Source organism: Saccharothrix sp. S26 (assembly GCF_021390395.1).
Taxonomy (GTDB): Bacteria; Actinomycetota; Actinomycetes; order Mycobacteriales; family Pseudonocardiaceae; genus Actinosynnema.
Genome location: NZ_JAJUWT010000024.1, coordinates 163657 through 187242, shown reverse-complemented (window position 1 = coordinate 187242; position 23586 = coordinate 163657). Strand labels below are relative to the sequence as shown.

Here is a 23586-nt window from a genome sequence, read left to right as displayed (position 1 = left end):
GCGGTCCGGTCAGGCTGCGGTCCGGTCAGGCTGCGGTCCGGTCAGGCTGCGGTCCGGTCAGGCTGCGGTCCGGTCAGGCTGCGGTCCGGTCAGGCTGCGGTCCGGTCAGGCTGCGGTCCGGTCAGGCTGCGGTCCGGTCAGGCGGCGGCCCGGTGGGGCCGGCCCGGGCGTGTGCGGCGGTGACCCGGTGGGGCCGGCCTGGTGCGGCGATGGCCCGGTGCGGTCCCGGCTCGACAGGGCCGGCTGACGGCGGTTGGCGGCAGCCCGGTGGGCCGGCTGGCGGCAGCCCGGTGGCGGCAGGCCGGTGGTGGCAGGCCGGTGGGGCCGCTTGATGGCTGCGGCTCAGCGGGGGTTCCGGCTCGGTGTGGCTGCGGCTTGTGGGTCGGGACGGCGGCTCCGGGGTGTGGGGGGGTGGGGCGGTGGTCGAGGCGGTTCCGCTGGTTTTCAACCGAGGTGAGGTAACGGTGTTTCCGTACATTTCCGGGGCAGGTTCACCCGATCGGGCTAGGTGGCCGACATCAGGAGACGGTGCGGAGGGGGACGACCAGGTAGGTCAGTTCCACGCCGTCGTCGCCCGCTTGGCTCGTCAGAACAGTGGAGCGCAGGCCGTCCTGGATGCGCAGTTCGACCCGCCGGCCGCTGAACGCGCGCAGCGCATCCGCCAGGTATCTGGCTTGGAAGGTCTTGGTCACGCGATTGCCGTCGATCGTGGCCTTGACCGACTCCTCCGACTCGCCGCTCTGGGGATCGCTGCCGCGCACCCTCAGCTCGCCGTCGTCCACCTGGATGGTGACCGAACCGTGCGGACCGGCGTACGGGACGGCCCGTCGCACCGCTCCGGCCAGCACATCGGCCTCCACCAACACCGTGCTGTCGATGACCGCCTCCAACAACTTCCGCACTCGATCGTCGGGGAACGGGGCCGCCAGCAGCGCGGTGCTCACGCTGCCGCCCGGCCACGACAAGGCGATCCGGTCCGCGTCGGCGTGCACCGTCACGGCCGCCTCGCGGTCCGGCTGCCGGGACGCCTCGGCCAGCACGACCGCCGGCGCCAAGGCGTCCAGCTCACCTGTCGGCACCCACGGTAGCGAAGCGAAAGCCATGCGATAACGGTCGGTGGCGATCAGCTCCAGGCGGCCGCCCGGCGCGCTGTGCAGGCGGACGCCGGTGAACATCGGCAGGGCGTCGTCCTTGGACGCGGCCGACGAGACCGGGGTCAGGGCGGCGGTCAGGGTGCGGGCCGGCAGCGAGCCCACGGCGGGTGGCAGCGGTGGGATGCCGGGGTGGGAGGCCAGGTCCAACAACGGCAGCGCGAAGCGGGCGGTGGACGTGCGCACGGCCAGCCGGGAGCCCTCCACCACCAGGCGCACCTGCGGGTCGTCGAGGCTGCGCAAGGTCTCCGCCAGCGGCCGGGCCGGGATGACGACCGCGCCGTCGGTGTGCACGGTCGCGGCACGGGTCAGGCGCACGGCGTGCTCGCGGTCGCTGCCCGCCAGCTCGATCCCCTCGGCGGACGCGCGCAGCACCAAACCCGCCAGCACCGGGTCGTAGACCCTGGTCGGCAGGAGGCGGGCGACATCGGCAGCGGCGGCGGCCAGGTCGGTGGTGGTGGCGGTCAGGTCCATGCCGGACAAGCTAGACCCGACCACCGACAATTCAGGGCGCGACGAGGGCGAGGTCGTCCCGGCGCGACGGCACGCCGGCCGCCACCGTGCCGCGGAAGACCCACACCAGCGCGGCGATCACCAAACCGGCGACCGCGGCGGCGACGAACGCCACGCCCGTGCCGTAGACCTCGACCAGCTGACCGCTGGCGGACTGGCCGATCGCCAACCCGACCGTCACCGCGGTCACCACCCAGCCGAACGCCTCGGTGGCCGTCCCGGCGGGCGCGACCTGCTCGATCGCGGCCGAGTGGGTGGTCGCCTGCGGCGTGATCAACGTGCCCACCACGAACAGCGCCACGCCCAGGCCGACCAACGTCGCCGGCACGGCCAGCAGCAGCGACAGCACCGCGAAACCGCCCAGCAGCACGGGCAGCCGCAGGTGCATCGCCCGCGGGAACGGCTTCATCGAGTACAGGATGCCGAACAGCACCGAGCTGACCGACCAGAGGCTCAGCAGCACACCGCCCATGCCGACGTGCCCGGCTCGCGCCGCCGCGGCGGGCACGGCCACCTCGATGAACCCGATCGTCACGCCGAAGCCCAACGCCGCCAACGCGACCGTGCGCATCCCGGGGGACGCCAACGCGCCGAGCAGGTTCCGGCTCCTCGCCGCCGGCCGCACGCCGCGCACCGTCGGGTTCAACGCGAACCACAGCGCGCCGACCGCCATCGACGCCGCGCCGATCACCACGCCGGTCCCCGCCCACGGCGCCGTGACCAGCAGCCCGGCCAGGCCGGGGCCGAGGATGAAGAAGACCTCCATGCTGATCGCCTCGTAGGCGTACCCGGCGAGCCGGGCGGACCCGGCGGGCAGGACGTGCGCCCACAGGGCACGCGACGCGGAGCCCACCATCGGCTCGGTGAGCCCGACCAGGAACGCGACCGGCGTCAGCACGGCCAACCCCGCGCCCGCCTCGACCGCGCTGATCGCCAGCACCACGAAGACCGCGAACAACGACACCGCGCCGAGCAGCGGCCGCGTCGGACCGAGCCGGTCCATCAGCCTGCCCTGCACGATCGACCCGACCGCGACACCGACCAACGACGACGCCGACACCAGACCCGCCGCGGCGAACGAGCCGGTCTCGCGCTGCACGTACAGCAGCAGCGACAGACCGACCATCGCGATCGGCAGGCGGGCGAGCAGGGACGCGACGACGGGGCCGCGCATGCCGGGGGTGGTGAGGGCGGTGCGGTAGTCGGACAGGCGGGCAGAGTGGGACATGCGTACCAGTATGCCTCGCACTGGTACGCCCGTACCAGTCATTGCCCGGTGTGATCCGTCACCGGACCGGAAAACGGTCTTGGACCGTCCACCGGCTGGGAGCGGGTTGCAGTTCGGTCACAACACTGGGATGACCGGGTGAAACCACCTGGAGAAACCGCTGAACAGAGGGTCCCTGAGGGTGAACGGGCTTGAGTTGCGGGGGAGGTGGCGTGCGATCGTGGAAGCAGCCACCGCCGAACCACCGCCAGCCCGTTTCGGGTGTGGTCGCAGCGGGTAACCAAGCCTCCTTCCGGCGCCACGAGGGTCGGGGCCTGCGGGCGTCGGAGGTGTGGAAGGCGCGGTCTGTCGGGGGATGGGCCGTGCGGCAACAAGACCGGTGCGCCGCGTCGGGGGCGGCGCCCGGTCTTGTTGTTCTCACTCCTCAGCGGGCCCGGCGGGCCAGGCGCTCCGGGTCCAGGATCAGCACGCTCTTGCCCTCCAGCCGCAGCCAACCGCGGTGGGCGAAGTCGGCCAGGGCCTTGTTCACCGTCTCGCGCGAGGCGCCCACGAACTGGGCGATCTCCTCCTGCGTCAGGTCGTGCGTGACCCGCAGCAGGCCGGCCTCCTGGCTGCCGAAGCGCTGCGCGAGCTGCAGCAACGCCTTGGCGACCCGGCCGGGCACGTCGGTGAAGATCAGGTCGGCCAGCATGGAGTTCGTCCGGCGCAGCCTGCGGGCCAGGGCCCTCAGCAGCTGCTCGGCGATCTCCGGCCGGTTGGTGATCCACTGCCGCAGCGCTGGGCGGTCCATGCTGACCGCGCGCACTTCGGTCACCGTGGTGGCGGTGGACGTGCGCGGACCCGGGTCGAAGATCGACAGCTCGCCGAACATGTCGGACGGTCCGAAGATCCCCAAGAGGTTCTCCCGGCCGTCCGGCGACTTGCGGCCGATCTTCACCTTGCCGGACTGGATGATGTAGAGCCGGTCGCCCGGCTCGCCTTCCGCGAAGATCACGTGGCCACGCGGGAATTCAACAGACTCCAGCGTCTGCGCCAGCGCCTCCGCCGCGGCCTGTTCAACCCCCTGGAAAATGCCCGCGCGGGCCAGGGTCTCGTCCACCTCGTCCCTCCTGTCGAGACGCGGCGGCATGGTTGAGCGCGTTCCGCCTTCTGGCGGATCAGCGCCTGCCGCCGATCACTGAGTGCAGTCTAAGGGCTGTGGTCGGGATCGCCTTTCGGCGCGCCGTCCACGCTGCCCGGACAGCCCGATAAGGCCCGCGGGGGGTTGACCCCGTGGGCCTGCACGGTCCTTCCCCGGTTAGCGGCGGGTGCGCCGCTGACGCAGGTTCCTGGCACGACCGCCCAGCCTGCGCAGCCGGAACAGTTCCAGCGCGCGGCCGATGCCGTGCCCGTAGAGCGCCCTGACCTCGTCGGGGCGGGCCGACTCCAGGAACTCCTCGACCTCGTCCTCCTGCACGGCGACGTGCCGCAGACGAGCTTCCACGCGCTCCATGAAGAGCGCGAAGAACATGATCACGATCGGAACGGCGATGACGAACCAGGCAGTCATGATGGCTCCGATCCTTGCGCATCCGGTTCGGCGCGCGGTCAAGGGGGTCAGTCCGGCGTGTCGGTTCGAGGTCGTTCAGTCGTGCACCGGCGTCGTTCAAGGGACGTGCGCGGTCGGCCGGTGGTTGCTTGCCCCCGATCGTCGCGGTTGAAACCGGGGGCCGCCCGCCGGGAGCCATCCCCCGCGAGGGTGGGACTTCCCACGACCGGGCGAGGGATCGCCGCCGAGGGCCGAGCCGCCGTGATCGCCGCCGCGGCCAGTAATCTCGTCGGCATGGCGAAGAGCGCGGTGAAGCAGCCGGAGACGAGGCTGGGGCTGGTCCGCCGGGCGCGTCGCGTGGTGCGGGTCCTCGGCCAGGGCTACCCGGACGCGCACTGCGAGCTGGACTTCGCCGACCCGTTGCAGCTCCTGGTCGCGGTCGTGCTCTCGGCGCAGACGACCGACGTCCGGGTGAACCAGGTCACCCCCGCGTTGTTCCGGCGGTACCGCACCGCGGCCGACTACGCCTCCGCCGACCGCGCCGAGCTGGAGGAGCTGATCAAGCCCACCGGCTTCTACCGCAACAAGGCGACCTCGTTGATCGGGCTCGGTTCCGCCCTGGTGGAACGGTTCGGCGGCGAGGTGCCCGGCCGGTTGGAGGACCTGGTGACGCTGCCCGGCGTCGGCCGCAAGACCGCCAACGTGGTGCTGGGCGACGCCTTCGGTGTGCCGGGGATCACGGTCGACACGCACTTCGGCCGGCTGGTCCGCCGCTGGGGCTGGACCCAGGAGGAGGACCCGGTCAAGGTCGAGCACGCGGTCGGCGCGCTGGTCGAGCGCAAGGAGTGGACCTTGCTCTCCCACCGCACGATCTTCCACGGCCGCCGCGTGTGCCACGCCCGCACCCCGGCGTGCGGCGCGTGCCTGCTGGCGCCGCTGTGCCCGTCCTACGGCATCGGCCAGGTCGACCCGGTCAAGGCGCAGAAGCTGGTCAAGGGCGACGAGGCGCCGCACCTGATCGAGCTCGCCGAACGGGTGCGGGCGGGGGAGAAGTTGGCGTGAGCGCACCAGCGCGGTGGGCCGTCGTCGTCGTGGTGCTGGCGGTGGCGGGCGCCGTCGCGCTGTGGCCCCGCTCACCCGAGCCGGCCGAGCAGGGCGCGATCCCGACCCGGACCGAGCGGACCGTCGACCTGGACGCGGCACGTGGCCAGGCGGCGCTGAGGCCGTGCCCGCAGGGCCCGCCGGACGCGCCGGGTCCGCAGCCCCTGCGCGGCGTCACGGTCACCTGCCTGGGCGATGGACGCCCGGTCGACGTGGCGTCCACCGTCACGGGCCGCGCTGTGGTGAACTTCTGGGCCACCTGGTGCGTTCCCTGTCAGGAGGAGCTGAAGGTCCTCGACGCCTACGCGCAGGAGCCCGGCGCGGTGCCGGTGGTCGCGGTCCTGGTGGAGAGCAAGGAGGCTGACGGTCTGGAGCTGTTGGCGAAGCTCGGCGTGCGCCTGCCCTCGGTCGCGGATCCGGCCGACGGGGTGCGCAAGGCCGCCCGGGTGCCCCGGACGTTGCCGTTGAGCTACGTCGTCGGGGCGGACGGCTCGCTGACCCAGGTCACCGACCCCGTCGTGTTCACGTCGGTCGAGCAGGTGCGCGAGGTGGTCGGATGACGGCCCTGGTCGATCCGGACGACGTCCCCGAGTGGATGGGCGCGCTGGTCAAGGCCACCGCGGAGATCGACGCCCGCGCGTTCACCCGGATCAAGCCGCCGCCCGACGGCAGCGGACGCCCCGCCGCCGTGCTCATGCTGTTCGGCGACGGCCCGGACGGTCCCGACGTGCTGCTGCTGCGCCGTGCCGACACGCTCGGCTCGCACCCCGGCCAGGTCGCGTTCCCCGGTGGCGCGGCCGACCCCACCGACGACGGGCCGGTGGACACGGCGCTGCGCGAGGCGTTCGAGGAGACCGGGGTGCTGCGCGAGGGCGTGCGGCCGGTGGCCACGCTGCCCCGGCTGTACGTGCCGGTGTCCGGGTTCGTCGTCACGCCGGTGCTCGCGCACTGGGACGCGCCGTCGCCGGTCGCGCCCGTGGACCCGGCCGAGACCGCCGCCGTGGCACGGGTGCCGATCTCGCACCTGGCCGACCCGGCCAACCGGTTCCGGGTGAGCCACCCGTCCGGCTACGTCGGCCCGGCCTTCTCCGCGCCGGGCATGCTGGTGTGGGGCTTCACCGCCGGCCTGCTCGACGGCCTGCTCTCGCTGGGCGGCTGGGAACGGCCGTGGGACACCTCGGACGTGCGCGACCTCGACCTGGCGCTGCGCGCGGTGGAGGTGCCGTGAACTGGGTCGACCTGCTCGTGCTGGCGCTGGCCGCCTTCGCCGCGGTCTCGGGCGCGCGGCAGGGCGTGGTCGTGGCGCTGCCCGCGTTCGTCGGCGTGCTCATCGGCCTGGTGCTGGGCACGCAGCTCGCGCCGCTGGTGGTCGCCCAGTTCGACAACGTGGTGACCAAGGTCGTGTTCGCGGTCGGCATCGTGGTGCTGCTGGTGGCCTTGGGCGAGACGCTGGGCGTCTACATCGGCCGCGGCATCAAGCCCAAGGTCAACGCGAGCCCGTTGCGCGGCTTGGACAACGCGCTGGGCGCGATCGTGCAGGGCGCGGTCGTGTTCGTGGTGGCGTGGATGATCGCGCTGCCGCTGACCATGGTCGCGGGCCTGCCGTCGCTGGCCAAGACGCTCAACCAGTCGGTGATCCTGTCCCACGTCGACGACGCCATGCCGCCGGCCGCGCGGACGTTGGCCGACGACCTGCAGAACCTGTTCGACGTGTCCGGCTTCCCGGCCGCGATGGACCCGTTCGACCGGACCCCGTTGCGGGAGGTGGGTCCGCCGGACCCGGCGCTGAGCGCGAACCCGGTCGTGCGGCGGTTGCAGCCCAGCGTGCTCAAAGTGCGCGGGCGCGCGCCGTCGTGCTCGCGGGCCTTGGAGGGCACCGGGTTCGTCATCGCGCCGGAACGGGTCATGACCAACGCGCACGTGGTCGCGGGCACCACGGACGTGACGGTCGAGGTCGGCGTCGGCGAGTTCGACGCCACGGTCGTGCACTACGACGCGCAGACCGACATCGCGATCCTGGCCGTGCCGGACCTGGAGGCCACGCCGCTGGAGTTCCGCACCGACGAGATCGCGCCGGGCGAGGACGGGATCGTGCTCGGCTACCCGTTGGACGGGCCGTACACGGCGTCCGAGGCGCGGGTGCGGGAGCGGATCAGGATGCTGCGCGGGCCGGACATCTACGACGCGCAGACCGTGACGCGGGACGTGTACACGGTGCGGGCGAAGGTGCGCAGCGGCAACTCCGGCGGGCCGTTGGTCGACCCGCGGGGCCGGGTGATGGGCGTGGTGTTCGGCGCGGCCGTGGACGACCAGGAAACCGGGTTCGTGCTGACCGCCGACGAGGTCGCCGAGGAAGTGGCGAAGGCGCCGACGATGGTGCGCCGGGCGTCCACCCAGACCTGCGCGTCCTGACCTAGACCTTCGCCAGGAATTCGGTGATCAGCCGGCTGGTCGTGTTCGGCGCTTCCTGGTGCGGGAAGTGGCCCACCTCCGGCAGCACGCGGTAGGAGGAGCGCGCGCCCGTCCACACCGCCGAGTCCGACGCGGTGGACTCCAGCATCACGGGGTCCAGCGCGCCGTGCAGTTGCAGCACCGGCACGTCCAGCCTGCGGTCCACGGCCTCGGCGAAGCGGCGGCCGTCACCGCGCAGCTGCGACCGCACGGCCCACCGGTGGTACTCCAGCGAGCTGTGCGCGACGCCGGGCACCAGGAACGCCTCGCGGTTGCGCCGCACCACCTCGTCGAACTCCGGCGACACCCTCCACTTCGGACCGCCCCACGCGCCGAGCATCCCGGCGACGGCCGCACCCCGGTCCCGGGTCAGCCACCGCTCCGGGTAGACGGGGAGCTGGGAGCGGAACAGGTGCGCGCTCGCCCGGCCCTGGTGGCGCGGGTGGCGGCGGATGGCACGGCGCAGCGCCAGCGGGTGCGGCGCGGACACCGCCGTCACCGAGTAGACCAGCCGGGGGTGCATGGCGGCGACCGTCCACGCCAGCATGCCGCCCCACGCGTGGCCGACGAGGTGCGCCCGCGGTTCGCCGAGGGCCTTCACCAGGCCGGCGACGTCGCCCGCGAGCGTGAAGCCGTCGTACCCGCGCGGTGGTTTGTCCGAGTCGCCGTAGCCGCGCAGGTCGACGGCCACGGCCCGGTAGCCCGCCTCGGCGAGCGAGACGAGCTGGTGCCGCCACGTCCACCAGAACTCCGGGAAACCGTGCAGCAGCAGCACGAGCGGGCCGTCGCCCAGCTCGGCGACGTGCAGGCGGATGCCGTTGGCGGACACGTCCCGGTGCGCCCACGGGCCGGGCACCCGAGCGGTCGACGGGTCCGGTGGCAGCCGCACGGCGCGGCTCAGTGGCCTTCGCCGCGGTGCCGGAGTGCCGCGACGGTGTCCTTGGCCGAGTCGATGGTCCGCTGCGGCGCGCGCAGCTTCTTCACCTTCCGGTAGCCCAGCAGCGCGAACAGCACCGCGGTGAGCAGCATCAGCCCGAACACGATGAGGAACGCCGACCAGCGGGGCAGCCACACGTCCAGCAGCTCGGCGCCGAAGAAGAAAAAGAAGAAGGAGCTGAACAGCAGCACCGTCAGCGCGACGATGAAGTAGACGCTGCCCTTGAGGCCCTTCTTGACCTCGCCCGCGACCTCGGACTTGGCGAGCTCGACCTCCGCCCTGACCAACGTGGACAGGTGGGCCGTGGCGTCGCGCACCAGGCCGCCGATGGACGTTTCCTCCGCGATCTTCGCCGCGCTCTCCGCGGTCAACGGGATCGACGGAACAGGTGGCAGTCCGCTGCCGTTGGTGTTCTCCCGAGCGCTGGTCACCGGCTCATCGTGCCATGCACGGCGCACCGAGGCCGCTCGACGGGCCGTTTACCCCTCCTCGTCGGCGCGTCGGTGCACCCGACTGCGCCGGACTAGCAGAACCGACGCCAGCAACGAGGCCGTCATCGACGCCAGCAGCACCGCCGCCTTGGCCTGCTCGGCGGCCGCGCCGTCCAGCGCGAGGTCGGCGATCAGCAGGCTCACCGTGAAGCCGACCCCGCCGAGCATGGCCACCGCGACGATGTCCCGCGGTCCCGCGCCGCTGGGCCAGACGGCCGCCTTGAACAGCACCGCCAACGCCGACGCGCCGACGATGCCGACCACCTTGCCCACCACCAGGCCGAGCATCACGCCCAGCGCCAGCCGGTCGCCGAACAGCGAGCCCAACGCCTCGCCGTTCACCGGCACACCGGCGGCGAACAGCGCGAACACCGGCACCGCCACGGCCGCCGACCACGGCTGCAACCGGTGCTCCAGCCGCAACGCCGGCGCCTCGTGCTCGTAGCGGTCCTTGCGCACCCGGGTCAGCAGGGCCAGCGCGACGCCCGCGATCGTGGCGTGCACGCCCGCCGCGTGCACGGCGACCCACGTGCCCACCGCGATCGGCACGTACAGCCACGGCGTGGTCACCCGCTTGTGCTGCAGGAACGCGTACAGCGCCAGCAGCGCGACCGCGGCCGCCGCCGCGACCAGGTCGAACGAGGCGGTGAACAGCACCGCGATCAGGAAGATCGCGCCCAGGTCGTCCACCACGGCCAGGCTGAGCAGGAACAACCGCAGGCTGTTCGGCAGTCCCGACGCGGTGATCGCCAGCACGCCCAGCGCGAACGCGATGTCCGTGGCCACCGGGATCGCCCACGCCCGCTCGACCCCCGGCTCACCCCACCCGACGCCCAGCGCGATCACCGCGGGCACGACCATGCCGCCGACCGCGGCCACCACGGGCAGGATCGCCGACTTGACGTCGTTCAGCTCGCCGATCACCAGCTCGCGCTTGAGCTCCAGCCCGGCGACGAAGAAGAAGATCGCCAGCAGGCCGTCCTTGGCCCAGTCGCCGACGCTCAGGCTCAGGTGCAGCGACTCCGGGCCGAGGTGGAAGTCCCGCAACGCCGTGTACGCGCCGGAGAACGGGGAGTTCGCCCAGATCAGCGCGACGGCCGTGGCGGCGAGCAGGATCATCCCGCCGACGGTCTCGGTGCGCAGGTAACGCGCGAACTCGGCGGCGGCGCCACGCTTGCTGATCAAGATCGACTCCGGTGGTTCGGCAACGACTCATCCTCGTGCCGACCAGGCTTCCCGGCTCACCGGGAACGACCCTAACCCACGGAGGGGCCCGCCGACGAACGGCGGGCCCCTCCGGGTGACGATCTCCGTCCTGCTGTGCTCAGTCCTCGGACGCGCCCGACTTCAGGCCGTTGGAGATGAGGTCCATGACCGACGAGTCGGCGAGCGTGGTCACGTCGCCGACCTGCCGGTTCTCCGCCACGTCGCGCAGCAGCCGGCGCATGATCTTGCCCGAGCGGGTCTTCGGCAGCTCCGGCACGACCATGATCTGCCGCGGCTTCGCGATCGGGCCGATCTCCTTGGCCACGTGGTCGCGCAGCGCCTTGATCGCCTCCGCGCCGTCGGAGCCCTCGGCCACGCCGCCGCGCAGGATCACGAACGCCACGATGCCCTGGCCCGTGGTCGGGTCGGTCGCGCCGACCACCGCCGCCTCGGCCACCGTCGGGTGCGAGACCAGCGCGGACTCGACCTCGGTGGTGGAGATGCGGTGCCCGGACACGTTCATCACGTCGTCCACCCGGCCCAGCAGCCAGATGTCGCCGTCGGCGTCGTACTTCGCGCCGTCACCGGCGAAGTAGTAGCCCTGCTCGGCGAACCGCGACCAGTACGTGTCGCGGTAGCGCTCGTCGTCGCCCCAGATGCCGCGCAGCATCCCCGGCCACGGCTGGTCGAGCACCAGGTAGCCGCCGCCACCGTGCGGGACCTCGTTGCCCTGGTCGTCGACGACCTTCGCGCTGATGCCGGGCAGCGGGCGCTGCGCCGAGCCGGGCTTGGTGGACGTCGCGCCGGGCAGCGGCGAGATCATGATCGAACCGGTCTCGGTCTGCCACCAGGTGTCCACGACGGGCGTCTTGCCCGCACCGACGGTCTCCCGGTACCAGATCCACGCCTCGGGGTTGATCGGCTCGCCGACGCTGCCCAGCACGCGCAGGCTGGACAGGTCGTACTTCGCCGGGATGTCCGCGCCCCACTTCATGAACGTGCGGATCAGCGTCGGCGCGGTGTAGTAGATCGACACGCCGTACTTCTGCACGATCTCCCAGTGCCGGCCCTCGTGCGGCGTGTTGGGCGTGCCCTCGTAGACGACCTGCGTGACGCGGTTGGACAGCGGGCCGTACACGATGTAGCTGTGCCCGGTGACCCAGCCGATGTCGGCGGTGCACCAGTACACGTCGGTGTCCGGCTTGAGGTCGAACACGTTGTGGTGCGTGTACGACGCCTGGGTCAGGTAGCCGCCGGAGGTGTGCAGGATGCCCTTCGGCTTACCCGTGGTGCCCGAGGTGTAGAGGATGAACAGCGGGTGCTCGGAGTCGAACGCCTCCGGCGTGTGCTGGTCGGACTGGCGGTCCACCACGTCGTGCCACCAGACGTCACGGCCCTCGGTCCACTCGACGTCGGTGTTCGTGCGCTTGACCACCAGCACGTGCTCGACGCTCTCGGCGTTGGCGACGGCCTCGTCCACGGCGGGCTTGAGCGCCGCCGGGTTGCCGCGCCGGTACTGGCCGTCGGTGGTGATCACCAGCTTGGCCCGCGAGTCCTCGATGCGGGTGCGCAGGGCCTCGGCGGAGAAGCCGCCGAACACCACGCTGTGCATCGCGCCGAGCCGGGCGCAGGCGAGCATGGCGAAGATGGCCTCGGGGACCATCGGCATGTAGATGGCGACCCGGTCCTGCGCGCCGACACCGAGCTCGACCAGCGCGTTGGCGGCCTTGGAGACCTCCCGCTGCAGGTCGGCGTAGGTGATGGCGCGGCTGTCGCCGGGCTCGCCCTCCCAGTGGATGGCGACCTGGTCGCCGTGGCCGGACTCGACGTGCCGGTCGACGCAGTTGTAGGCGACGTTGAGCTTGCCGCCGACGAACCACTTCGCGAACGGGGCGTTCGACCAGTCGAGGACCCGGTCCCACTTGGTGTCCCAGGACAGCCGCTCGGCCTGCTTCGCCCAGAACGCCTCGCGGTCGGCGTCCGCCTCCTCGTACAGCGCGGCGGTGGCGTTGGCCTGCGCGGCGAAGTCCTCGCTGGGCGGGAACGTCCTGTTCTCCGTCAACAGGTTGTCCAGGGCGGCTTGCGGCTCTGTCATGGCGGGCGGACCTCCTGAATCCGTGGGGGTGCGCACTGACGGTAGTGCGATTCAGCTCACTGCGCACCCAAAAGGTTCAGACCAATTTCGGCCGAGTTCGAAACGCGTGGGTAACTGTGTAACCCGGTGCGAGCCCGCTGACCACCGCGATTCCGCCGAACGACACCTAGGTTGCGACCAGCGGCACCCCGCGTGACTCGCGTCACGTCGTGAGCTTGGCCTTCAGTTCCGGCCACTCGTCGGCGGTCATCGAGTAGACGACCGTGTCGCGCAGGGTGCCGTCCGGCCTGATGCGGTGCACGCGCAGCACGCCCTCGCGGGTCGCGCCGAGCCGTTCGATGGCCTTCTGCGAGCGCTCGTTGCGCAGGTCGGTGTGCCAGCCGACGCGCAGGGCCCCCAGGTCCTCGAACGCGCGGCGCAGGAGCAGGAACTTGGCGTTGGTGTTGAGGGCGGTGCGCTGCCAGCGCGTGCCGATCCACGTGTGCCCGATGTAGAGCCCGCGGTTGCGCGGGTCGATCTCGTAGTAGGACGTGGTGCCGGCGACCTCGTTCGTCCGCGGGTCGATCTGCGCCCAGGCCAGCCGGGTGGGGTCGGCCAGGCCGCGCTCGATGTACTCGCGGGTTTCCTCGACCGTGGCCGGCTGGTGGGTGCTCAGCCACTTCCAGATCTCGGGATCCTTGCCGGCCTCGTGCAGGCCCTCCGCGTGCTCGGGGGAGAGCGGTTCGAGGCGGACGTGGTCGCCGATGAGCACGGGGCGGTCGTACCAGTTCATGCTTCGACGATAAATCCGCCAGTGGCTACTTCGCATAGCCATTTTCGGCTTGGTGTGGATGGCCACTTACCGGCGGGTAGTGTGCTGCGGCGTGACCGATCCGCTTGCCCCGCTGCTGGACCTGCCCGGTGTGGCCGACGCCGTCGCCGCGGCGCGTGACGCCGTGTTCCAGGTGCACCGGCACCGGGTGAACCTGCGCGGCTGGGCGACCACCGCGGCCGAGGCGTCCGTGCGTGCCGCCCGCGCGTCGGCGGCGTTGGACGGCGGGCCGACCGCCATCCCGACCGACGGGACCGTGAGCGACCCCGTGCTGGCGGGTGCGCTGCGGGTGGCCGAGTCGCTGGGCGTGGTGTTCCCGACGTGGCAGCGCGCGCCGTTGCAGGCGTTGGCGCGGCTGCACGTGCTGGCGGGCGCGGACCTGGGCGGCGAACTGGGCCGTCCCCGCTCCGCGCCGGGCGTCTCGGAGCGCTTGGACCTGCTCGCGCAACTGGTCACCGGCGGCACCTCCGTCCCGGGCCCGCTGCTGGTGGCCGTGGTGCACGGGGAGCTGATGACCCTCGCGCCGTTCCACACGGCCAACGGCGTGGTGGCGCGTGCGGCGTCCCGGCTGGCCTCCATCGCCACGGGCCTGGACCCGAAGTCGCTCGGCGTGCCGGAGGTGTTCTGCCTGCGCCGCCAGGACGACTACGCCTCCGCCCTGCACGGCTTCTCCACCGGCGACCCCGAAGGCATCACCCGCTGGCTGCTCTTCTTCTGCGAAGCGCTCCAAGCCGGCTCCCGCGAAGCCCGCAGCATCGCCGACGCCGCCTCCACCTGACCCCCGCGCGAGTCCTACCTCCAGAACGCGAGTGTCCTACGTTCGGAACGCGAGTGTCCTACGTTCGGAACGCGCGAGTTGAACGCTCAGCACAGTGGATCTTGTTCTGAACGTTCAACTCGGGGTACCTGAACGTAGGACACTCGCGTTCCGAACGTTGGACTCGCGGGTCAGAGGAGTTCTTTCAGGGTGGTGGCGGCGCGGGTGGCGTCGTCGAAGGTGTTGTAGAGCGGGGCGAAGCCGAAGCGCAGCAGGTCCGGCGGGCGGTGGTCGCCGATCACGTCGCGCTCGATCAGCTCCTCGATCAGCCGGGCGGCTTCGGGGTGGCGGAGGCTGATCTGGTGGCCGCGCCACTCGTCGGCCGGCGTGATCACCTCGATGCCCGGCAGGCCCTCGACCAGCGAGCGGAAGTGGGCGGTCAGGGCCAGGCCCTTGGCGCGGACGTCGGCGAGGTCCACGTGGTCCCACACGTCCAGGGCGGCGTCCAGGGCGAGCATCGAGATGATGTCCGGCGTGCCCACCCGCGCACGGGAGACGCCCGGGTCGGGCGTGTACTCCGGCGACATCGCGAACGGCACCTCGTGGCCCGTCCACCCCGTCAACGGCTGGTCGAACGTCGCCTGCGCGTGCTTCGGCACGTACAGGAACGCGGGCGACCCCGGCCCGCCGTTGAGGAACTTGTACGTGCACCCCACGGCCAGGTCGACGCCGAGCGCGTCCAGCTCGATCGGCAGCACGCCCGCGCTGTGGCACAGGTCCCACACGACCTTCGCGCCCACGGCGTGGGCCTGCTCGGTCAGCTTCGCCATGTCCAGCAGCCGACCGGTGCGGTAGTCGACGTGGTTGAGCAGCACGACCGCCGTCGTGTCGCGCAGGTCCAGCTCCTCCGGCGGCGCGGGCCGCAACGCCAGGCCGGTCAGCTCCGCCACCGACCGGGCGATGTAGCCGTCGGTCGGGAACGTCCCCTCGTCGACGACGATCTCCATGCGGTCGGTGTTGCGCACCGCGGCCATCAGCGCCTTGAACAGGTTCACGCTGGTCGAGTCCGCGACCACGACCTGCCCCGGCTTGGCCCCGATGAGCCGGCCGATGCGGTTGCCGACCCGTTCCGGCGCCTCCCACCAGCCCTCCGACCAGCTGCGGATCAGCCGCCGGCCCCACTGTTCGCGCACGACGTGCTGCACGCGTTCGGCGACGGCCTTCGGCGGCGCGCCCAGCGAGTTGCCGTCCAGGTACACGACGTCGTCGTCGAGGTCGAACAGGTCGCGGATGTGCGCCAACCGGTCGTTCATACGTAGCTCCTGGCCGTCCACAGTTCGGGGAACACGGAGCGTTGCGTGCGCTTCTCCAACCACGCAACCCCCGCCGAGCCGCCGGTCCCGGTCTTCGCGCCCATCGAACGGCGGGTGGCCAGCAGGTGGTCGTAGCGCCAGCGGGCGAACTCCTCGGCGATGTCGGTCAACGCCTCGCCCAGTTCCAGCAGGTCACGCGACCCGCCGCGGTAGATGTCCGCCCACACGGCCTCCACGTCGGCGTTCGGCTCGTACGGTCCGCTGACGTCACGTTCGAGCACCTCCGCCGGGATCGGCAGGCCCTGCCGGTGCAGCGCGGCCAGCACGTCGTCGTACAGGCTGGGTTCGTTGAGCAGCTTCTCCAGCGCGTCGTGCTGCTGCGGCACGGCCCGGTGCGGCACGAGCATCGAACGGGACTTCTCGCCGAGCAGGAACTCCACCTCGCGGTAGCGGCCGGACTGGAAGCCGGAGCCCTCGCCGAGGGCGTCGCGGAACGAGTTGAACTCGGCGGGCGTCATCCGGGCGATCGGCCGCCACGCCGCGTTGAGCGCCTGCATGTGCAGGTCGCTGCGGCGCAGGGTGCGGACCGCGGCACGCAGGTCGTCGGCGCGCAGCTCGGCCTTGGCCTGCCGCCACTCGAAGCACAGCAGCCCGAAGTACAGCTCCATGACCTGCGTGATCACCAGGAACGACATCTCACGCGGATCCTTGGACCACTGCTGTTGCAGCGAGTGCAGCACGGAGGCGTGCACGTAGTCCTCGTAGGGCGTCGTGCCGCCGAAGTCGAGCTTGGGTGAGACAGGGCAAGTCATGCGTTCCATCATGACCGCGTGTTCGGGCTGGCTGAATGGGTGACGGATGCACTTTCGCTGGAAAGTTCTTATGACTGGAAAGCAAATGCGCGGAGTAGCTTTGCGACCGTGAGCATCGAACTGGACGGCGTGGACTGGGCCCTGCTGGAGGCCCTCCAGGAGGACGCGCGGTTGTCGTACAACGAGCTGGCACGGCGGGTGCACGTGTCGCCGCCGACGGTCGCGCAACGCGTGCGGCGGCTGGAGAACGCGGGCGTCATCACGGGCTACCGCGCCACCGTGGACCCGACGGCGGTGGGACGTCCGGTGATCGCCCTGGTGCGCATGAAGTGCTACGGGCCGCGGTGCATCACGGTGCACCCGGAGCTGCTCGACGACTGCCCCGAGGTGGTGGAGGTGGTGCGGCTGACCGGCGACATCTGCTCCGTGGTCAAGGTCGTGACCACGTCGATCAGCGAGCTGGAGCGGTTGCTGGTGCGGCTGGGCGGCTACGGCGAGACGTCCAGCGCGATGGTGCTGTCGACGCCTATCCCGTGGCGCCCGGTGCGAGCTGGCTGAGCGCCATCCGGACGTGCCCCTGGGTGCGTTCCAACGCCTCGGCGGCCAGCGCCGCGGGCGCGCCGGACAGCAGGTGCACCAACGCGACCTTCAGGTCGCCGCCCGAGTCGGCCAACGCCGTCGTGCACTCCTGCTCGCCCAGGCCCGTGGCCTCGCGCAGGATGCGGACCGTGCGGCCGCGCAGCTTGGCGTTGGTCGCGCGCATCGACACCATCAGGTTCGAGTACGTGCGGCCCAGCCGGACCATCACCGCGGTGGAGAACGACGTCAGCACCAGCTTCTGCGACGTGCCCGCCTTCATCCGGGTCGACCCCGCGATCGCCTCCGGACCCGTGTCGACCGCGATCAGCACGTCCACCTCGACCGGCGCGGGCGCGGTCGGGTTGTTCGACACCAGCACGGTGCGCGCGCCCAGCGTCCGCGCCTCCTCCAGCGCGGCCACCACGAACGGCGTGCGGCCCGACGCCGTGACGCCGACGACCAGGTCACCCGCGGCCGCGTGCGCGCGAATCTCGGCGGCGCCGTCGGACGCCTGGTCCTCGACGTCCTCCACGGCGTTGACCAGCGCGTCCCGGCCGCCCGCGTGGTGGGCGACGAACCAGTCCGGCGGCGAGTTGAACGTCGGCACGAGCTCGGCGGCGTCGAGCGTGGCCAACCGGCCGGACGTGCCCGCGCCCACGTAGTGCACCCGGCCGCCGGCGCGCAGCGCGCCGACCGCGAGGTCCGCGGCACGGGCCAGCTCGGGCAGCACGGCCGCGACGGCGTCGGGCACGAGGTGGTCCTCGGTGTTGATCAGGCGGAGCACGTCCAGCGTGGAGAGCCGGTCGATGTCCAGCGTCCGCGGGTTCCTGGCCTCGGTGGGTGAGTCCACGCGGACCGCGACACCGTCCCGGGGCGGCGTCATTTACCGGACTCCCGGCGTCGCCTGCCGTCCGGCCGCGCGCCGAGGCGGTGCCCCGACACCGCGTCGTACGTCGCCTCCAGGGCGGTCTTGGCGCTGTCGACGTGCCGTTGCGCGACGCCGATGAACAGGCAGTCGATCACGGTGAGCTGGGCGATCCGGCTGGCCATCGCGCCCGAGCGGAACGTGGTCTCGCGCGCCGCCGTGGTCAGCACGTGGTCGGCGATCTCGCTGATCGGCGAGCGCGGGAAGTTCGTCAGCGCCACCGTGGTCGCGCCGTGCTCCTTGGCCACCCGCAGCGCCTCGACGGTCTCGGAGGTGGAGCCGGTGTGCGATATCCCGACCGCCACGTCCGCGTCGGTGAGCACGGCGGCCGACGTGAGCGCGATGTGCGTGTCGTTCCACGCGAAGCACGTGCGCCCTATGCGGTGCAGCTTCTGCTGGAGGTCGAACGCGACGAACGCGCTCGCCCCGAACCCGTAGACGTCCACCCGGCCCGCGCCCGCGACGGCCTCCACCACCGCTTCGAGCGTCTCCACGTTGAGCTGCTCGGCGGTCTCCTCGACCGCGCGCGCGTCCGCGAACGCGACCTTGCCCACCACCTGGCGCAGGTCGTCGCCGGGGCCGATGTCGCCGCCCAGGTCCCGGTCGGTGCGCATGGACGTGCGAGCCGTGTCGGCGGCCAGCGCGATGCGCAGCTCCGGGTACCCGCCGACGCCGATGGCCTTGCAGAACCGGGTCACCGTGGTCTCGCTGGTGCCCGCGGCCTCGGCGACCTCGGTGATGCTGCGGTGGGCGACGGTCGCCGGGTTGTCCAGCACGACCTTGGCGACCCGCTGCTCCGCGCGGGCCAGGCCCGGCAGCAGTGAACGGATCTTGACCAGGGGACTGGAGTCGGCGGAACTTTCGGTGGACACGTGGGAAACTTACTAACCGCCCAACCTGTGGTCAACGCAGGGTGGGTGCAACTCACCCCAACCGTGACCCAAAGGCACCACTTGGCGGGGTCCGATCGTCGCGAGCGTCACTAACGGTCCGCGGTCCGCCACCCTTCGGGGTGCAAACCCGCTGGTTCGCGCTCCGCGTCCAGTGCCACGCCGCGCTCGTCCGTGACGCGGACGGCGTCCACGTACACGCCACGCCCGCCGTACCCCGTGCCGCGCACGTACCGCCAGCGCAGCTTCGCCGCCGACCCGGTGTCCAGCTCGACCTTCTGCCACCGCCGCTGCCCGTACCCGGCCAGCACGTGCACCTCGCGCCACGCCGACCCGTCGTCGGTCGCCTCGACCACCACCTCGTCGCCGGGGTCGAGGTCGACGAACGCCCAGAACGACAGCCGCTGCCGTTCACCGCGCCGCGGCAGGTCGCGCGTGGTCAACGTGGCGCCGTCCGACTCCGGGGTCCACGCCGTGCCGTGCCTAGGGCGCACCGCCAACGCCTGCGCCAGGCCGTTGGCCACCACGCGCCGCGCCGGGTTGATCGAGCCCCAGTTCCGGCTCGGGTGCACCCGGTTGGTCAGCAGGATCGCGATCGACCGCGACAACGGGTCCAGCACCAGCGTGGTGCCCGTGTAGCCGGTGTGCCCGGCGGCCCGCGGCGACGTCAGCGCGCCCATGTACCAGCGCTGGTCCAGCTCGAAGCCCAGGCCGTGCGAGTTGCCGGGGAAACCCTGGTTGAAGTCGGTGAGCATCAGCTCGACCGTCTCCTCCCGCAGGATCCGCGCGCCCGCGTGCTCGCCGCCGTTGAGGATCGCCTGGCCCAGCACGGCCAGCTCGCGCGCGGTGGAGAACACGCCCGCGTGACCGGCGACGCCGCCCAGCGACCAGGCGTTCTCGTCGTGCACGCTGCCGCGGATGATGCCCCGGCCCGCCTGGTACTCGGTCGCCGCGACGCGGTCCAGCTTGGCCGCCGGCGGGTTGTAGCCGGTGTCCACCAGGCCCAAAGGGCGGGTGATGTCGTCGCGGACCAGCTCGTCCAGCTTCTTGCCCGACCACTTCTCGGCCAGCAGGCCGAGCGTGATCAGGTTCAGGTCCGAGTACAGGTACGCGGTGCCGGGCGCGCTGCGGGGCGTCGTGTCCATCACGGCCTTGATCCGGGACGGGACGTCCGGGTACTGCGACCACAGCGGCAGCCACGCGACCAGCCCCGAGGTGTGGGTCAGCAACTGGCGGACGGTGATCGACTCCTTGCCGTTGACGCCGAACTCCGGCAGGTGGCGCGCCACCGGGTCGTCCAGCCCGAACCTGCCCAGCTCGTGCTGCCGCATCACCACGATGGAGGTGAACAGCTTCGAGATCGAGGCCAGGTCGAAGATCGTGTCCCGGGCCATCGGCACCCGCTGCGCCTCGGGCAGCTCGGTGCCGGCCGCGTCGGCGTAGCGGACCGCCCAGCCCGTCGGCTCGTGGGTGACCACCACGCCGTCGTGCGCGAACAGCGTGACGGCGCCCGCGAACAGCGGGTGGCCGGTCGGGTCCTGCCCGGAAGAAGCGGAAACGGTGTACCGCTCGATCTGGGCCAGTGCGGCGTCCAGCGGCGCCGGGTCGAGTCCCACGCGCTGCGGGGTACCCGTTCGCAGCACGGAGCTCGACCACCCCTCGTGCGGCTGGTCGAAGCGGGCCTCGCGGCCCTCGGCGTGGGCGGGCAGGGTGACGGACAGGGCCAGGGTGGTCGCGATCAGCAGGGCAGGGACGCGCATCGCTGTTCTCCCTCTACCGGTAGCGCAGGTAAGGCCGGCGGGTGCGGTCGAACGCGGCCAGCTCGTCGGCCCAGGCGCCGACCACCTCGTCGGTGCCCGCGCCCGCGTCGACCATGCGGCGCAGCCGGTCCGAGCCGCTGAGCTTGTCGATGTAGAGGTCGGGCCGCCACGCGAAGACCTCGGGGTAGCGGGCCTTCGCGGTGACGATCATGGCGACGGCCGTGCGGGGCGCGTCGAAGCCGTGCGGGTCGGTGAGGTGCAGGGCGACACCGCCGCACAGCTTGTTGGCGAACTTGTTGAACGTGGGCGTGAAGTAGGTCTCGCGGAACCGGACGCCCGGCAGCCCCAGCGCGTTGAGGTCCTCGGCCCAGCGCCAGTCCAGGCCCGGTGCGCCGATCGTCTCGAACGGGCGGGTCGTGCCGCGGCCCTCGGAGAACACCAGGCCCTCGAACAGGCACGTGCCGGGGTAGACCAGCGCGGTGTCGTGCGTGGGGACGTTCGGGCTCGGCGGCACCCACGGCAGGCCCGAGTGCAGGTCGTCGCGCTTCCACCCCTTCACGTCGACCACTTCGAGGCTGGACACGCGGCCGCCGTCGGTGGGCAGGAACTCGCCGTCGAACAGCCGGGCCAGCTCGCCGATCGTCATGCCGTGCTGCTGCGCGATCGGCTTGCGGCCGACGAACGTCGCGTAGGCCGGGTCGAGCTGGGGCCCGCGGGCCGTGCCGCCGACCGGGTTTGGGCGGTCGAGCACGACGAACCGCACGCCGGTCGCGGCGGCGGCCTGCATGACCGCGTACATCGTCCAGATGTAGGTGTAGAAGCGCGCGCCGATGTCGGCGATGTCGAACACGAGCGTGTCGACGCCCGCCTTGGCGACCATGTCGGCGATCTTGGCCGTGCTCGCGCCGTAGGTGTCGTAGACCGGGACGCCGGTGCGCGGGTCGAGGTAGCTGCCCTCCGAGCCGCCGGCCTGCGCCGTGCCGCGGAAGCCGTGCTCCGGGCCGAACGCGGCCAGCGGCCTGATGCCGGCGGCCACCATGGAGTCGACGATGTGGGTGTGGTCGCGCAGCACGCCCGTCGGGTTGGTGACCACGCCGATCCGGCTGCCCGCGAACCGCCGCCAGCCGTCCTCGGCCAGTTGCTCGGCCCCCGTCTTGACCGGGCGCGGCCGGTCCGGGTGCTCGGGGGCGCGGTCGAACGCACCGAGCGCGGGGACGGCCAGGGCGCCCGCGCCTGCCGCGAAAAAGTGCCTGCGGTCCATGGCCGTCACCACTCCAGCCCGTGGCCGAACGGGTAGGGCCTCGGGCCGGGCACCTCGACCGGCAGCCTGCCCGTCGGGCCCACCTCGCCGGTGATCACCCGGGCGAGCGCCTCCATCGACACCGCGCCGTAGGAGTAGGTCGCCAGCCACGTCGGCGCGTCCGTGTGCGCCACGTCGTACGGGTTCTGCACGGCGACCGCGACGACGGGCTTGCCGGTGGCCAGCAGGCTGGTCAGCAGGTTCTGCTGCGCCGGCTGGCGGGACAGCGCGTTGGTGAGCACGACGACCACGTCCGCGCCGGCCGCGGCCTGCACGGCGGCCGTCACGTGGGCCTGCGTCGGGGTGCTGCCGGTGGGCAGGGCCGTGCCGCCGAGGAAGCCCGCCAGCGTGCGGGTCGTCGTCTCGCCCCAGCCGGTGACCAGGGCGGCGGATGGCTTGGCGCGCAGGGGTAGCACGCCCGCGTCGTTGCGCACGGCGGTGATCGTGCGGTCGGTGATGCGCCTGGCGGCGGCGAGGTGCTCGGCCGGGCCGACCGCCGCGTCGACCTTGTCGACGTCCACGAGCGGGCCGGTGAGCATCCCGCGCAGGAACTTCATCCGCAGGATCCGCACCACGCTCTGGTCGATGCGCCGCTCGGACAGCTCACCGCTGCGCACGGCCGCCAGGACGCTGTTGACGGCCAGCTCCAGGTTCACCGGCATGAGCAACTGGTCCACGCCCGCCTTCAAAGCCAGCACGGGGATCTCGGCGTCGCTGTGCAACTGCCGCACGCCCGCCATGGCCAGCGAGTCGGTGATGACCACGCCGTCGTAGCCCAGGTTCTCGCGCAGCAGGCTGATGGCGGGCTCCGACAGCGTCGCAGGCTCACCCGACGGGTCGATCTTCGGCATCTGGATGTGCGCGGTCATGATCGAGTCGATGCCCGCGGCGATGGCCGCCCGGAACGGCGGCGCGTCCACCCGCGCCCACTCCGCCTCGGTGCGGTCGACCGTCGGCAGCGTGCTGTGGCTGTCCTGGTCGGTGTCGCCGTGGCCGGGGAAGTGCTTGGCGGTCGCGCTCACGGTGTGCTTGGCCAGGAACCGGCCCTGGTAGCCGCGCACCTGGGCGGCGGTCAGCTCGGCCGCCAGCGCCGGGTCGCTGGAGTAGGAGCGCACGCCGATGACCGGGTTGGCCGGGTTGGAGTTCACGTCCGCGTCCGGTGCGAAGTTCTGCGTGATGCCCATGGCGCGCAGCTCGGTGGCCGTGATGCGGGCGGCCTGCTCGGCGTCCTGCGCGCGGCGGCCCGCGCCGAGGGCCATGTTGCCGGGGAACTGGGTGGCGGGCGCGCCGATGCGCGTGACGATGCCCATCTCCTGGTCCGTGGCGATGGCCAGCGGGACGCGGCTGGCCCGTTGCAGGCCGTTGGAGAGGGTGGCGATCTGGCGCGGGGTGTCGATGTTGTCGTAGCTGGTGTTGTTGAAGTAGACGACGCCGCCCGGCTGGAACTTGGCCACCACCTCGGCCGGGGTGGCCACGCCGAAGTCGCGCAGGTTGCCGGGGTGGGCCTCGTCCGGGGACTGCCCGTGCAGGTAGGTGACGAACAGCTGGCCGACCTTCTGCTCCAGCGACATGCCGCGGACCAGGGCGGCCACGTGTTGTGCCTGGTCGGGGGCGGCCTGCGCCGGTGTCGGGGTGGTCACTGCGGACGCCGCGGCCACGGCGACGGCGACGAGCGGACGGAGCACTGCGGCCTCCCCACTGGGAATCTTCCACCACAACGTGGTGCGTTTGGCAAGTT

22 protein-coding genes are annotated in these 23586 nt (G+C 72.1%); 6 read left to right on the top strand and 16 right to left on the bottom strand.

Annotated elements, in window-relative coordinates:
- Nucleotides 1–518 precede the first annotated feature (518 nt).
- From dnaN to LZG04_RS33205, 4 genes are all read right to left on the bottom strand, one after another.
- Nucleotides 519–1625, bottom strand: coding sequence for a DNA polymerase III subunit beta (gene dnaN / locus LZG04_RS33220; RefSeq protein WP_233824582.1), 1107 nt, complete (start codon nt 1623–1625; stop codon nt 519–521).
- Between the two features lie 31 nt (nt 1626–1656).
- Nucleotides 1657–2892 (bottom strand): MFS transporter, encoded by a 1236-nt coding sequence (locus tag LZG04_RS33215; protein WP_233824580.1) that lies wholly within the window; start codon nt 2890–2892, stop codon nt 1657–1659.
- A 424-nt stretch (nt 2893–3316) separates the two neighbouring features.
- Entirely contained in the window at nt 3317–3991 is a 675-nt protein-coding gene (locus LZG04_RS33210) for a Crp/Fnr family transcriptional regulator (RefSeq protein ID WP_033441932.1), read from the bottom strand.
- A 198-nt stretch (nt 3992–4189) separates the two neighbouring features.
- Nucleotides 4190–4441: a hypothetical protein gene (locus LZG04_RS33205; RefSeq protein WP_015097743.1), complete on the bottom strand. Its 252-nt coding sequence runs from the start codon at nt 4439–4441 to the stop codon at nt 4190–4192.
- Nucleotides 4442–4714: 273 nt separating this feature from the next.
- Between LZG04_RS33205 and nth the strand changes: the two genes are divergently transcribed.
- Genes nth through LZG04_RS33185 form a run of 4 tightly spaced genes read left to right on the top strand, consistent with a single transcriptional unit; the run spans nt 4715 to nt 7933 of the window.
- Nucleotides 4715–5482: an endonuclease III gene (nth, locus tag LZG04_RS33200; RefSeq protein ID WP_233824612.1), complete on the top strand. Its 768-nt coding sequence runs from the start codon at nt 4715–4717 to the stop codon at nt 5480–5482.
- Nucleotides 5479–6081, top strand: coding sequence for a TlpA disulfide reductase family protein (locus LZG04_RS33195; RefSeq protein WP_233824578.1), 603 nt, complete (start codon nt 5479–5481; stop codon nt 6079–6081). Before nth ends, LZG04_RS33195 begins: the two co-directional genes overlap by 4 nt.
- Nucleotides 6078–6749: a CoA pyrophosphatase gene (locus LZG04_RS33190; protein ID WP_233824576.1), complete on the top strand. Its 672-nt coding sequence runs from the start codon at nt 6078–6080 to the stop codon at nt 6747–6749. The genes LZG04_RS33195 and LZG04_RS33190 overlap by 4 nt, the downstream gene beginning before the upstream one ends.
- Nucleotides 6746–7933, top strand: coding sequence for a MarP family serine protease (locus LZG04_RS33185; RefSeq protein ID WP_233824574.1), 1188 nt, complete (start codon nt 6746–6748; stop codon nt 7931–7933). Before LZG04_RS33190 ends, LZG04_RS33185 begins: the two co-directional genes overlap by 4 nt.
- A gap of 1 nt (nt 7934) precedes the next feature.
- Here LZG04_RS33185 and LZG04_RS33180 read toward each other — a convergent pair whose 3' ends face one another.
- The 5 genes from LZG04_RS33180 to LZG04_RS33160 all read right to left on the bottom strand — a co-directional run bounded on the left by LZG04_RS33180 (nt 7935) and on the right by LZG04_RS33160 (nt 13473).
- Nucleotides 7935–8861 carry an alpha/beta fold hydrolase gene (locus LZG04_RS33180; RefSeq protein ID WP_233824572.1) on the bottom strand — a complete coding sequence of 309 codons (927 nt, stop codon included), beginning with the start codon at nt 8859–8861 and terminating at the stop codon, nt 7935–7937.
- An 8-nt stretch (nt 8862–8869) separates the two neighbouring features.
- Nucleotides 8870–9340: a phage holin family protein gene (locus LZG04_RS33175; RefSeq protein WP_233824570.1), complete on the bottom strand. Its 471-nt coding sequence runs from the start codon at nt 9338–9340 to the stop codon at nt 8870–8872.
- 48 nt (nt 9341–9388) lie between these two features.
- The gene (nhaA, locus tag LZG04_RS33170) at nt 9389–10585 is read right to left on the bottom strand and encodes a Na+/H+ antiporter NhaA (protein ID WP_267938514.1); all 1197 of its coding nucleotides are present in this window, start codon (nt 10583–10585) and stop codon (nt 9389–9391) included.
- A 139-nt stretch (nt 10586–10724) separates the two neighbouring features.
- A complete protein-coding gene (acs, locus tag LZG04_RS33165; protein ID WP_233824568.1) occupies nt 10725–12701 on the bottom strand; it encodes an acetate--CoA ligase in 1977 nt (658 codons plus the stop codon).
- A 202-nt stretch (nt 12702–12903) separates the two neighbouring features.
- Nucleotides 12904–13473: a GNAT family N-acetyltransferase gene (locus LZG04_RS33160; protein WP_233824565.1), complete on the bottom strand. Its 570-nt coding sequence runs from the start codon at nt 13471–13473 to the stop codon at nt 12904–12906.
- A 91-nt stretch (nt 13474–13564) separates the two neighbouring features.
- Here LZG04_RS33160 and LZG04_RS33155 point away from each other — a divergent pair, with 91 nt between their 5' ends.
- Nucleotides 13565–14290: an oxidoreductase gene (locus LZG04_RS33155; protein ID WP_233824563.1), complete on the top strand. Its 726-nt coding sequence runs from the start codon at nt 13565–13567 to the stop codon at nt 14288–14290.
- Between the two features lie 170 nt (nt 14291–14460).
- Here LZG04_RS33155 and kynU read toward each other — a convergent pair whose 3' ends face one another.
- Together kynU and LZG04_RS33145 are read right to left on the bottom strand one after the other, a co-directional pair.
- Nucleotides 14461–15582, bottom strand: a complete 1122-nt coding sequence (gene kynU / locus LZG04_RS33150) for a kynureninase (protein WP_233824561.1) — start codon at nt 15580–15582, stop codon at nt 14461–14463.
- Complete coding sequence (locus tag LZG04_RS33145) at nt 15579–16394, bottom strand: tryptophan 2,3-dioxygenase (protein ID WP_233824559.1); 816 nt, start codon at nt 16392–16394, stop codon at nt 15579–15581. Before LZG04_RS33145 ends, kynU begins: the two co-directional genes overlap by 4 nt.
- A 108-nt stretch (nt 16395–16502) precedes the next feature.
- On the opposite strand from LZG04_RS33145, the gene LZG04_RS33140 reads away from it, so the two are divergent.
- Nucleotides 16503–16952 (top strand): Lrp/AsnC family transcriptional regulator, encoded by a 450-nt coding sequence (locus LZG04_RS33140; RefSeq protein ID WP_233824557.1) that lies wholly within the window; start codon nt 16503–16505, stop codon nt 16950–16952.
- Here the strand turns inward: LZG04_RS33140 and murQ are convergent.
- The 5 genes from murQ to LZG04_RS33115 all read right to left on the bottom strand — a co-directional run bounded on the left by murQ (nt 16921) and on the right by LZG04_RS33115 (nt 23533).
- A complete protein-coding gene (gene murQ / locus LZG04_RS33135; RefSeq protein ID WP_233824555.1) occupies nt 16921–17856 on the bottom strand; it encodes an N-acetylmuramic acid 6-phosphate etherase in 936 nt (311 codons plus the stop codon). The genes LZG04_RS33140 and murQ overlap by 32 nt on opposite strands.
- Nucleotides 17853–18770, bottom strand: a complete 918-nt coding sequence (locus tag LZG04_RS33130; protein ID WP_233824553.1) for a MurR/RpiR family transcriptional regulator — start codon at nt 18768–18770, stop codon at nt 17853–17855. The genes murQ and LZG04_RS33130 overlap by 4 nt, the downstream gene beginning before the upstream one ends.
- A gap of 110 nt (nt 18771–18880) precedes the next feature.
- Nucleotides 18881–20548 (bottom strand): serine hydrolase domain-containing protein, encoded by a 1668-nt coding sequence (locus LZG04_RS33125; RefSeq protein WP_233824551.1) that lies wholly within the window; start codon nt 20546–20548, stop codon nt 18881–18883.
- Nucleotides 20549–20561: 13 nt separating this feature from the next.
- Nucleotides 20562–21809, bottom strand: coding sequence for an exo-beta-N-acetylmuramidase NamZ domain-containing protein (locus LZG04_RS33120; protein ID WP_233824549.1), 1248 nt, complete (start codon nt 21807–21809; stop codon nt 20562–20564).
- A gap of 5 nt (nt 21810–21814) precedes the next feature.
- On the bottom strand, nt 21815–23533 hold the full coding sequence (locus LZG04_RS33115) for a glycoside hydrolase family 3 N-terminal domain-containing protein (protein WP_374202938.1): 1719 nt from the start codon (nt 23531–23533) through the stop codon (nt 21815–21817).
- Nucleotides 23534–23586: the final 53 nt, after the last annotated feature.